The organism is Hyphomonas sp. (assembly GCF_013823385.1).
GTDB lineage: Bacteria > Pseudomonadota > Alphaproteobacteria > Caulobacterales > Hyphomonadaceae > Hyphomonas.
The window spans coordinates 1-11,274 of record NZ_PNMA01000054.1 but is presented as its reverse complement, the minus strand read 5'-3'; the positions used below and the strand labels follow the sequence as shown (position 1 = coordinate 11,274).

The 11,274-nt window shown below is 64.5% G+C and carries 11 protein-coding genes; 5 read left to right on the top strand and 6 right to left on the bottom strand.

What is annotated here, in order from left to right; genetic code table 11:
* The first annotated feature begins 73 nt into the window (after positions 1 to 73).
* Positions 74 to 463, top strand: a complete 390-nt coding sequence (locus tag C0456_RS18655; RefSeq protein WP_291055468.1) for a hypothetical protein — start codon at positions 74 to 76, stop codon at positions 461 to 463.
* A 270-nt stretch (positions 464 to 733) separates the two neighbouring features.
* Here C0456_RS18655 and C0456_RS18650 read toward each other — a convergent pair whose 3' ends face one another.
* Positions 734 to 2,170, bottom strand: coding sequence for a coniferyl aldehyde dehydrogenase (locus C0456_RS18650; RefSeq protein ID WP_291055465.1), 1,437 nt, complete (start codon positions 2,168 to 2,170; stop codon positions 734 to 736).
* Positions 2,171 to 2,335: 165 nt separating this feature from the next.
* On the opposite strand from C0456_RS18650, the gene C0456_RS18645 reads away from it, so the two are divergent.
* Together C0456_RS18645 and C0456_RS18640 are read left to right on the top strand one after the other, a co-directional pair.
* Positions 2,336 to 3,136, top strand: coding sequence for an enoyl-CoA hydratase/isomerase (locus C0456_RS18645; protein ID WP_291055463.1), 801 nt, complete (start codon positions 2,336 to 2,338; stop codon positions 3,134 to 3,136).
* A gap of 98 nt (positions 3,137 to 3,234) precedes the next feature.
* Entirely contained in the window at positions 3,235 to 3,723 is a 489-nt protein-coding gene (locus C0456_RS18640; protein WP_291055460.1) for a DUF3291 domain-containing protein, read from the top strand.
* A 2-nt stretch (positions 3,724 to 3,725) separates the two neighbouring features.
* Here C0456_RS18640 and C0456_RS18635 read toward each other — a convergent pair whose 3' ends face one another.
* The 4 genes from C0456_RS18635 to C0456_RS18620 are packed head-to-tail and all read right to left on the bottom strand — an operon-like array spanning position 3,726 to position 6,779.
* A complete protein-coding gene (locus tag C0456_RS18635; RefSeq protein WP_291055457.1) occupies positions 3,726 to 4,103 on the bottom strand; it encodes a TfoX/Sxy family protein in 378 nt (125 codons plus the stop codon).
* A gap of 2 nt (positions 4,104 to 4,105) precedes the next feature.
* The gene (locus tag C0456_RS18630; RefSeq protein WP_291055455.1) at positions 4,106 to 4,387 is read right to left on the bottom strand and encodes a DUF3253 domain-containing protein; all 282 of its coding nucleotides are present in this window, start codon (positions 4,385 to 4,387) and stop codon (positions 4,106 to 4,108) included.
* Entirely contained in the window at positions 4,384 to 5,619 is a 1,236-nt protein-coding gene (locus C0456_RS18625; RefSeq protein ID WP_291055452.1) for a serine hydrolase domain-containing protein, read from the bottom strand. Before C0456_RS18625 ends, C0456_RS18630 begins: the two co-directional genes overlap by 4 nt.
* The gene (locus tag C0456_RS18620; RefSeq protein ID WP_291055449.1) at positions 5,619 to 6,779 is read right to left on the bottom strand and encodes an acyl-CoA dehydrogenase family protein; all 1,161 of its coding nucleotides are present in this window, start codon (positions 6,777 to 6,779) and stop codon (positions 5,619 to 5,621) included. The genes C0456_RS18625 and C0456_RS18620 overlap by 1 nt, the downstream gene beginning before the upstream one ends.
* A gap of 112 nt (positions 6,780 to 6,891) precedes the next feature.
* On the opposite strand from C0456_RS18620, the gene C0456_RS18615 reads away from it, so the two are divergent.
* Together C0456_RS18615 and C0456_RS18610 are read left to right on the top strand one after the other, a co-directional pair.
* Positions 6,892 to 7,323, top strand: a complete 432-nt coding sequence (locus tag C0456_RS18615; RefSeq protein WP_291055446.1) for a PaaI family thioesterase — start codon at positions 6,892 to 6,894, stop codon at positions 7,321 to 7,323.
* Positions 7,320 to 8,111 carry an SDR family NAD(P)-dependent oxidoreductase gene (locus C0456_RS18610; protein WP_291055443.1) on the top strand — a complete coding sequence of 264 codons (792 nt, stop codon included), beginning with the start codon at positions 7,320 to 7,322 and terminating at the stop codon, positions 8,109 to 8,111. The genes C0456_RS18615 and C0456_RS18610 overlap by 4 nt, the downstream gene beginning before the upstream one ends.
* Positions 8,112 to 8,205: 94 nt before the next feature.
* On the opposite strand, the gene C0456_RS18605 is transcribed toward C0456_RS18610, so the two are convergent.
* The gene (locus tag C0456_RS18605; protein WP_291055440.1) at positions 8,206 to 10,860 is read right to left on the bottom strand and encodes a M1 family metallopeptidase; all 2,655 of its coding nucleotides are present in this window, start codon (positions 10,858 to 10,860) and stop codon (positions 8,206 to 8,208) included.
* Between the last annotated feature and the right edge of the window lie 414 nt (positions 10,861 to 11,274).

Sequence of the window (11,274 nt, the reverse complement as noted above, 5' to 3'; positions counted from 1 at the left end):
TGAACCTGCAGCACTTAGGCGATTTCCAGGAATTTCATCCACCCCCTCCGCAAGCGGACGTATACTCCGCCTCATGTCGCCCCAGATCGCCGCCCGTCTTTATGCCCACGTATTGCCAGTCTTCTGGCCATACCTCTGGCTGCAGCTGCGCTGGATCTTCAAACGTCAGGACAAGGAACTCCGCACGCTCCTGATCTCGGTCAGCAAATGGGGCCATGTCCACATCGTCCAGGTCGGCGACCACTGGAGGGCCTACAAGAAACCCAAGGCGGTGAAACCGAGCTGGGATGATCCCGTCTGGGAATCGAACATTGCGCCAAACCTCGCTGGCATTTTCTCGGAAGACTCCAAAAATCCTCCAACGGACGAAACCTCTCCCTCCGCCACCGTTCTCCTCCCCCGTTCACGGGGGAGGTGCCCCGCAGGGGCGGAGGGGGGAGCCCCACACCCTGACACCTCCTAGCCGCGAGCAGCCCCACCCCAACCCTCCCCGCAAGCGGGGAGGGGGCAAGTCGCGCCCCGGGGAAAAGTCGCCCTCCGCTGAAACCTTCCCTCACCCCCAAACGCAACAGGTCCCCTCCCCGCTTGCGGGGAGGGCTAGGGTGGGGGCGCTCTCCGCATAAACAAACCCCCGGCCGCGCCCCCCGCGCGTTCCGGACCAACCTGCTGCGCGCAAAGAAAAAGCGCCGGCAGGTCTCCCCGCCGGCGCCTCTCAAAATAATCCGCCTGGAGCCTATTTCTTCATCCGGCCCTTCACCTGCGCGCGATACTTCTCGCCATAAGGCGGGCGCATCATCGCCAGCAGTTCGCTCTTGGTCTGGGTGTAGATCGCCTTCTTGTGGCTGAACTCCAGGAAGCCCTCGCGGCCATGATAGGAGCCCATGCCCGAGGGGCCAATGCCGCCGAAGGGCAGGTCTTCCTGCGCCACGTGGAAAACCACGTCATTCACCGTCACCCCGCCTGAGGTGGTATTGTTCAGTACAAAGCTTTTCTCGCTCTCGTCCTCGCCGAAATAATAGAGGCCCAGCGGGCGGTCATGCGCATTGATATAGGCCACTGCATCCTTGGCATCGCCATAGGATTTGATCGGCAGGATCGGCCCGAAAATCTCGTCCTGCATCACCCGCATGTCATCGGTCGGATCGACGATGATCGTCGGCGGAATCTTGTGATGGGGCTGCTGGGAGAAATTCTCGCCCTTGGGATTAAGCTCGATCACCTGGGCGCCCTTGGCACGGGCATCTTCAACATAGCCGGTGATCCGGTCAAAATGGCGCTGATTGACGATCGAGGTGTAGTCGTCATTGTCCTTCAGGCCGGAGGCATACATCATCTCCACCGCCTTGGTCGCCGCCATCACGAAGTCCTGCGTCTTCTCCTTCGGCACGAAGGCATAGTCCGGGGCCAGACAAATCTGCCCGGCATTCAGCGTCTTGCCCGCCATGATCCGGTTGGCCGCTTTCTGGAGGTCGGCCGAGCGGCCGAGGATCACCGGGCTCTTGCCGCCGAGTTCCAGCGTCAGCGGCACCAGATTGTCGGCGGCCGCCCGCATCACATGCTTGGCCACCGAGGTCGCCCCCGTGAAGAGGATGTGATCGAAGGCGAGCTTGGTGAACTCCGCCCCCACATCCGGTCCGCCCGTAACAACGACGCACTCTTCCGCCGTATAATATTTCGCGATCAGCTCCTTCATCAGCTCCGAAGTCGCCTCGGTGAATTCGGACGGCTTGATCATGCAGCGATTGCCGGCGGCAAACACGCCCGCCAGCGGCGTGAAGGTCAGGTTCACCGGGAAATTCCACGGGCTGATCACGCCGATCACGCCCTTGGGCTGGAACTGCAGCTCCGCCTTCGAGCCGAGCATCCCCAGGGGAAACTCCACCTTGCGCTTTTCCGGCTTCACCCATTTGGCCACATGCGCCTTGGCATGTTTCAGCGCGCCGATGGAGCCGGCAATGTCGGTGAGGTTCGACTGGTCCACGGAGCGGTGGCCGAAATCGGCCCGCATCGCTTCGGCCAGCGCGGCGCCATGCGTGGCCAGAAGGTCGATGGACTTGTCGAGCCATTCGATCCGTTTCTGCACCGACGGAATCCCGTCGCGCAGATGCGCGGCCTTCTGTTTCGCGAGCAGTGCATTCATGCCGGTACCCGGCGCGGCGTCGAGGGCCATGTGCTGATATCTCCCAATCCCTTGTGGTCGGTGAACACTGTAGCGCCTGTTCAGCGTTTCCCCAAGAGGCATCGGAATCCGCTTACCCGGCGTGAGGCGTTCACGGACGCAAAGCTTGCCTCTAGAACCTTGCCCACAAGACCGGATTTACAGAGGGAGACGCCAATGGCGACGTACGAGAAGATTTCCTATGAGCGCAACGGCGATACCGCCATCATCGCCTTCAATGACGACAAGACGCTGAACGCCTGCGGCGTCGATACCGCCATCGAGCTGCTCCACGCCTTTGAAGTGGCCGCCAATGAAGCCCGCTGCACTATCTTCACCGGCAAGGGCCGCGGCTTCTGCTCGGGCGCCAATCTCGGCGGCATGGGCTCTGGCCCGGAAATCGCCCATCCCGGTTCCAAGCCCGATGCCGGCAAGGCGCTCGACGCCTTCTACAATCCCCTCGTCACCGCCATCCGCGAACATCCCCATCCGGTCATCACCGCCGTCAATGGCGCCGCGGCCGGTGTCGGCTGCGCGCTCGGCCTGATGGGCGACCTCGTGATCGCCGGCAAGAGCGCCTACTTCCTGCAGGCCTTCCGCCGCATCGGCCTTGTGCCCGATGGCGGTTCCACCTGGCTGCTCGCCCGCACCATCGGCCGTGTCCGCGCCATGGAAATGGCGCTCCTCGGCGAGAAGGTTTCGGCCGATCAGGCGCTGAGCTGGGGCCTCGTCAACCGCGTGGTCGACGACGCCGAGCTGCTGCCGACGGCGCTCGAATTTGCCCAGAAGCTTGCCTCCGGCCCGACGGTGGCCCTTGCCCTCACCCGCAAGATCATCTGGGACGCCACCGAGGCCGAGTTCGGCGCCGCCCTGCACAATGAGCGCGTTGCCCAGCGCACCGCCGGCCGCACCGATGACTTCAGGGAAGGCGTCAGCGCCTTCCTCCAGAAGCGCCCTGCCGAGTTCAAAGGCAAGTAACCCAGGATTGCTTTCCTGAAATCGATTGCACCTTAAAGATTAATCAACCTTGTCCCCATAGGGTTCGCGAAATTCGAACCTCATGGGGACGAGACAAGATGGGTTTTCGGCTGATACACTTTAACTGCGTGCGCCCGCTTGGGTCGTTTACGCACGAAAATCCGTATGTCATGACCTTCCTGTCCATTCTGCCGCGCATCTTTGCCGATGCCGACAAGTTTGAGGGCCTGCACTATCACGAACACGGCCTGCGCTGCCCGGATGAGAGCTGGCGGACGTATACGGACGCTTTTCCCTATCCCGATAGCTGGCGCGCGCCCGAAGTCTCGACCATGGCGGTCTGGCGCTCCTTTGAAGACCTGAAAGCCTTTACCTATAACGGCCGCACCCATCCGCCGGGCATGCGCCGCCTCGGCCAGGAAATCGACCGCAGCGACGGCCCCGGCTTCGTGATGTGGTGGGCCCGCAGAGGCGAACGCTTCACCCTTGAAGACGGCTTCCAGCGCCTGCAGCATCTGCGCCGCCACGGATCGTCCGACTACGCATTTTCTCTGGATCAGCCCGCCCCGCGCCCGGCGGTCGCCTGAACTCACCCTGACTTCGGCTTGCGCTTCTTCGGCGGGCTCTTGGCCTTGGCCACCCGCGCGGCAGTGAGCGCCCGGCGCGCCCAGGCGGCGGCTTCCTCAGGATCATCCATCGCCGAGGAGGGCAGGCTGACATATCCAAGGTCTATCGGTTTTGCGTCGCTCGCGCGCAGATAGAGAAAGGGCGCGCCGCCTTCGGCAGACAGATCGGCCCGCAGGGCCGGGTCCACTTTCAGGAATATCTGATCGTCCGCCAGCAGAGCAAACATCACCCCATCCTGATACACCCCCGCCCCACCGAACATCCGCCGGATACTGATCGGGCCTGCGCCCGCCAGAAGCTCCAGAACGAACTCGTGAAAGGGGTCGGGCGGTTTCGCCATACTCAGCCCCCGGACGGGGCGCCGACAACCTTACCCGGCAGGCCGATCCGGTAGACGCCCTTGAAGGTCTCCGGGTCGGCCGGCTTGCCCTTCCGGTAGATCGCGATCACGCCGTCTTTTGCAAGGCGCACGGCCTCGGCGCGCACATCCGGCAGCAGCTTCTGCCACCGGTCCGCGCTCACCGCCTTGGCCGCATCTTCCGGCGCAATCGTTCCGCCGACGCCGCGCGCAGCCGTCAGCTCAAGGATCGCTTCCCGAACGGGGTTCTTGGGTTCCTCGCTCACCAGTCGATCGCCGCATAGACGAGTTGCTGCAGCTGCATGCGCATCGGATAGGTCGAGGACGGCATCAGCTGGGTGGCCTGAACCGCGATCAGCTCCTCTTCCGGATCAATCCAGAAGAAGGTGGAGGCAAGGCCGCCCCAGCTGAAGGTGCCATCGCTGCCCGGCTGGCGCGTCTGCACGATGTCGGTCACCACCGAGCCGCCAATGCCGAAGCCGACGCCTTCGGCCATCACTTCAGTGAAGGCCGAGCGGCCCATGCCGCGCATGGTCTGGCCGCCCGGCAGATGGTTCTGGCGCATGAACTCCCACGTCTTGGGACTGATGATGCGCGCGCCGTCCAGCGTGCCCCCGCGCAGCAGCATCAGGGCGAAACGGTGATAATCGCGCACCGTGGAGGCAAGGCCGCCGCCGCCATTCAGCTGAACCGGGCGTTTGGCATAGAGTTTCGAGGCCGCGCCGCCGGGATCGGCCAGCGTGGTTTCGCCGGTCTTGGCGTCCTTCTGGTAGCAGGCCATCAGCCGGTCGATCTTGTCTTCGGCGACCCAGAAATCAGTGTCGTTCATCTGCAGCGGCCCGAATATCCGCTCCCGGAAGAAGGCGTCCAGCTCCTGGCCGGTGATGATCTCGACGATGGCGCCGAGCACATCGATGGAATGGCTGTAGCGCCATTCGGTGCCGGGCGAGAAAGCGAGCGGCAGGCCCGCCATCTGGCGCGCCATTTCCTGCAGCGTCTGCTTGGGGTGGCCCACCTTTTCGCGGCGATAGATCTCGTCGGTCTCGTCTTGCATCAGGAAGCCATAGGTGAGGCCCGCCGTATGCGTGATCAGATCAAGGATCGTCATCTCGCGGTCAGGATCCTTCAGCTTCGGCGCCGCCGCCGTGCCGCCGGCCCAGACCTTCACATCCTTGTATTCGGGAATGTAGCGGCTGACGGGATGTTCCAGGCGCAGCCTGCCTTCCTCGAACAGCATCATGATGGCGAGCGTGGTGACCGGCTTGGTCATCGAATAGATGCGGAAGATCGTCTCCGGGCCGATGGGTTTGCTGCCGCCCATTTCCGTCGCGCCAATATAGCTCTCATGGGCGACTTCGCCGCTGCGCGAAACCAGCGTGGCCATGCAGGGTATCTTGCCGGTGTCGATATAGTTCTTCTGGAAGAAGTCCGGAATCGCGTCCAGACGCTCCGCATTCAAACCAACTTCGCCCGGATCGGTCAGATCATGTTCAAACATCAGAGGCTCCCCGCTTTGGCCGCGCGTGCCAGTTCGCGCGCGATGATTATCTGTTGAATCTGGCTTGTGCCTTCATAGAGGCGGAAAATGCGCACATCGCGGTAGAATCGCTCGATGCCGTAATCGGCCACATAGCCTGCCCCGCCGAAGATCTGCACGGCGCGGTCAGCCACGCGGCCGCAGGCCTCGGTTGCGAAAAGCTTCGTACACGAAGCAAGCATGGTGATGTCTTCGCCCGCGTCGCGCCGGCGGGCCGCGTCCAGGATCATGCATTCGGCGGCATAGGTCTCTGCCTGGCTGTCGGCGATCAGGGCCTGCAGCATCTGGTGCTCGAAGATCGGCTTGCCGAACTGGCGGCGCTCCAGCGAATAGGTGACCATCTCGCGGATCAGGCGTTTGGAAACGCCGGTGGCGACCGCCGAGATATGCAGGCGGCCTTTGTCCAGAACGCTCATCGCCACCTTGAAGCCCTCGCCTTCCTTGGCGATCATATTGGCGGCAGGCACGCGGGCATTCTCGAAGATCACGTCGCAGATATGGGCGCCCTGCTGGCCCATCTTCTTCTCGGGCTTGCCAACCGAGAGGCCGGGCGTGTCACGCTCGACGATGAAGGCGGAGACGCCCTTGGCGCCGGGCTCGTCCTGGTTTGTCCGTGCCATGACGGTGAAGAGGTCGGCCTTGTTGGCATTGGTGATGTAGCGCTTGGTGCCGTTGAGGATGTAATGGTCGCCGTCGCGCACGGCTTTGGTCTTCAGGCCAGCCGCGTCGGAGCCGGCTTCGGGTTCGGTAAGCGCGAAGGAGGCGATGAGATCGCCTGAGGCGACGCCGGGGAGCCATTTCTGTTTCTGCTCGGGCGTGCCGAAGAGGACGAGGGCCTGGCTGCCGATGCCGATATTGGTGCCGGCGACCGAGCGGAAGGCCGGTGAGGTTTGCCCCAATTCCATGGCGACAAGGCATTCGGTTTCCATGTCGAGGTCGAGCCCGCCAAACTCTTCCGGCACGGCGACGCCGAAGAGGCCAAGCTCCTTCATGGCATCGACGACATGCTGGGGAACTGCGTCTTCTTCCGAGACCTGGGCCTCCACCGGCACGCAGGTTTCGGTCACAAAGCGGCGCACCTGTTCGATCAGGGCGGCGCGGGTTTCAGCGTCAAAAGCCATGGGTTTCTTCTCCCGTCATTTCTCTTCGGCGCGCACTCTATGCCCCAATGCGGCGCTTGTCGAAGGGGCGCATGACGGTAAGGTGCCGCAGTCAAAAAAGAGATGGAGCCCCATGTCCACAACGATTGTCGAGAGCGGTGAGTTTGCAGGCTGGACCACATGGGCCGAGGAGCCCTTCGAGCATGAAACGGCCGGGCCGTTCTTTTTCCGGGTCGATGAGAAAGGCCCGGTTGCCGCGTTCCGGGTGGCGCGCAAGCATATGAATGCCGGGGGCGTGGTGCATGGCGGCTGCCTGATGACCTTTGCCGACTTTGCCCTGTTCGCGATTGGCCATGAGGCGATGGAGGGCAGCTACGGCGTCACCGTTGCTTTTACAGCAGAATTTCTCGACGGGGCGCTGGAAGGCGAGCGGCTGGAGGCGCGCGGGGAGACGCTGCGCAAGGGCGGGTCGCTGAGCTTCGTGCGCGGGCTGGTGACCGGGCAGGATGGCCGGCCGGTTCTCAACTTTTCAGGCACAATCAAAAAACGGAGGAAACAGACATGAGCGAGCAGCCCCCCTATCAGGAATTATCCAGAAGTATCAAAGGCAAGACGGCGCTGATCACCGGCGCGGCCAGCGGCATGGGGCGGGCGACGGCTCACCTCTTCGCCCGCGAGGGCGCCAATGTGGCGGTGACAGACCTGAAACAGGAAAACGTCGACAAGGTCGTCAATGAAATCAAGGCGGCCGGCATTGATCATGTGAAGGGCTGGGCGCTGGATGTGGGCGACGGCGCGGCGATCAAGCGGGTGGTGGACGAGGCCGCCGCGCATTTTGGCGGCATGGATATCCTCGTCAACAATGCGGGGTTCGCCATTCCCGGACAGGTCGGAGAGGAAAGCTATGAGGACAGCTGGGGGCCGAGCATCAACGTCATGCTGACCTCGCACCAGCGGGCGATCCGGGCGGCCCTGCCCTATATGCGGAAGAATGGCTGGGGGCGGATTGTGAACATCGCGTCCACCGAAGGGCTGGGGGCAACGCCGGGCAATTCCCCCTATGTGGCGGCCAAGCATGGCGTGATCGGCCTGACGCGCGGCCTGGCGGTGGACCTCGGCCGGGAAGGCATCACGGTCAACTGCATCTGCCCTGGCCCGATCATCACCGGGATCACCGCCGGAATCTCCGATGAACACAAGGAGATATACGCCAAACGCCGGGTGCCGCTGCGCCGCTATGGCATCCCCGAAGAGGTGGCGCACATGACGCTTTCCCTCGTGCTGCCGGCGGCGAGTTTCCTCAACGGCGTGCATATCCCGGTCGATGGCGGGCTGACGATCAAGAACGCCTGACCCGCGCCAAACCGGTGTCTTCCCGTGTCAGTACGCGGACACGGGAGGACATCCAGCGGACAAATCCGGACACTTCCGGACAGTTCCGGACAGATCAGGGACGCGCCAGGACAGGCAGGATCACCGCGCGGGCATTCTCCCTCTGCGCGGCGCAGAGCGTCAGATATTCCTTCGTTTCCTCCAGCGCGCGCTCATGCCCGGCAAGGTCGCGGCTGCCGGCGGCGAAGAGGGCTTCCAGATCCGGGATCACGCCGGGGTCGCAGAAGGCCCTGGCGAGGCGGGGCGTGTTGCGGCGCAGCTGGGAGGGCACGCGGGCGGTGAAGCCGGGGAAGTTCCCGGTGAGGCGGGCCCAGGTCATCTCCCGGTGGGCCGGGTTGTTCATCAGGCTCTGAGCCAGGGAGAAGGTGACCTGCTGGCTGATGCCGCCCTCATAGATGAGATCGAGCGCGCGGGCCGCATCCTCCGGCGCGGCGGCGCTGCCGAGGCTGTCGGCGGCGGCCTGCAGGAAGACCGCGTCATCGAGGCGCGGGATGGCGGCGAGCACCTTGTCGACCATCGCCGTGCCCCCCTCCTCGAGCGCGGCGCGCAGGGCGTAGGGGTAGAGGTCGCTGGAAAGCTCGCCCGTGCCCGAGAGGAACGCATCGGCCTCGGCGACCAGCGCGGCGCGGGCCTCAGGCTCCTGCAGCGAGGCGGCGCGGAAGCCACGCAGGCGGATCTGGGTTTCCAGCTCGGCAGGCGCCTCCCGCCCGGCGAGCGCGGCGGCGGCGCGCGCCTTTGCCGGCTCTGCCGCATCGCCCAGCTGGGCGAAGAGGGCGTCCCAGGCATTGAGCGCAAAGATCAGCACCGTGCCATGGGGATGGGAGAGGCTGGCTTCGAGAAAGCCGAGATACTCCACCCCGCCCATCGCGCCGGCATTGAAGGCGGCCTGGGCACTGTCGATGGCGGCGAGCGCTTCGCGCGGCTCAAGCTCTGCGAAATGGTCCGTCAGGGACCGCCAATACTCCGCCGGCAGATCAAACCGGTAATAGCCCGCGCCCCTGGCATTGGGCACGACGACTTCCGGGCAGATGGCGCCGCGCACATCCACCGTGCGCTGGGGCGCATCGAGCAGCACGCAGACTTCGCCGGAATTGGCCCCATCCTTCCAGGCAGCGCAGACCGGAACGAGCCATTGCCCGCCCGGCGGAATTTCCGACCCGATGGGGCGATAGCGCGTCTGGCTGAACTCGATCTTCGACAGGGCGCCGCCGCACACAGGCCGGGCCGTGACCAGGGGCACGCCCGGCTGGGTGACGAAGCTTTCAAACACATTGCCGATGGCGCGCTGGCCGCTGGCCTTGCCGATGGCCGAATAGAAGCGCGCGCTATTGGCCTCACCATCCGCATACTGCGCAATATAGCGCCCGAGCGCCGGGCGCAGGACATCCGGGCCGAAGAAGGTATCGATCATCCGGATGACCGACTGGCCCTTGGAATAGGTGATCGCGTCATAGGCGTTGCGAATGTCTTCATTGCGGCTGACCGGCTCGGCCACCGCGCGCACGCCTTTCAGGCTGTCGAGCGACATGGCGCGGATGCCATCGATCACGGCGGCCAGATCATGATTGCCCTGCGGCTCCATGATCTCGAGCACGGCCGTTTCGCTCCAGGTGGCGAAGGCTTCCTTCAGCCAGAGATCATCCCACCAGGGCGGCGTGACGAGATTGCCAAACCACATATGCGCGATTTCATGGGCATGGATTTCCTTGACGCTGCGGATGAGCGACGGGCCAGTGTTGGGGCCAACGAGAATGCGGCCTTCGCGATAGGTGATGGCGGCGGCGAGCTCTGTGGCGCCCGAGGGCCATTGCGGGGCGGCGATGATGTCGAGCTTTTCATAGGGGTAAGGCTGGCCCAGCATCTCCTCGAAGACGCGCATCATCTCCGGCGTCAGGTCCAGCGCGAAGGCAAGCTCCTCCCCCTTCCCGGCGCGGGCATAGCCCGTGAGCGGAATTTCCGTACGCCGCACATCATTGCGCGGCAGGGCCGGGCGCTCCACCTTGTCGAAATTGCCGACGGCCGTGGACAGAAGATAGGTGGAGAGCGGGCGGGTGGGCGCGAAGGTGATGGTTTCAAAGCCGGGCTGGGCGGGGGCGCGGGAGACCTCCGGCGTGTTGGCGATGGCGTGCATGCCTTCGGGCACGGTGATCGCCACTTCAAACGGCGCCTTCAGGCCCGGCTCGTCAAAGCCCGGCAGGAAGCGGCGCGCCTGGATGCTTTCAGACTTGGCAAGGGCATACCAGTTGCCCTGCGATTCGACGCGGAAGAGACCGGCGAGGCCAGTGTCGAAGGCGGCAGTATAGTCGATGGCCAGCGTGACGCGGCGCGCCTCCAGGCGGCGCGGGAAGCTGACCCAGACAACGCCGCTGTCGAGGATTTCCGACCAGCCCGCCTCGAGCGTTTCCCCGCCGGCCGTGGCCGTGACGCGGGAGACTTCCAGATCATCGCCATGCAGCCAGATGCCATTGGTGGCCGCGGCCAGCTCCACATCGATCTCGACAGAACCGGAGAAATGGGTTTCGCGCGGGTCCAGATCGAGGGCGACGCGGTAGGCCTTGGGGCGGGCGGTGGCCGGCAGGCGGCCTGTGGGGGCAATGCGCGCCAGGGCGGCCTCGTCCACAGGCTGGACCGGGACCGTCCAGACAGACCGCTGGGCACAGGCCCCCAGAAGGCAGACGCCCGCCGCAATCGCCACCATCAGAAACCGCATGAATACTCCCCGGCTGCCCGTATGCTTCTGAATACCGCATCAGGCGCGGGAGGGAACCCTTGATCGGGCGTTTGGGGGGAGATTTGGGGGGCGTGGGTTGCGGGCTTTGGGGGGGCGGCCGCATCCTGATCCTGCGGTCCACACCGCTCACCCCCGCGCAGGCGGGGGTCTGGTGAGGTCTGGATTTGCCTGGCGAGATCCCCGCCTGCGCGGGGATGAGCGGGCACTTTGGGGTGGGCTGACCCTTCGGGCTTTCTGAGGTTTCATACGGCGCGTCACCCTCGATGCGCGTGAGCGCATCTGAGGGCCCATCACCGGACTGTCAGGCGCGTGCCAGGGGATGGGGCGGGAGCTGGGCCCTCAGATGGCCTGCGGCCATCGAGGGTGACGAATGGGGGTGGGCGGAGGGAAAGA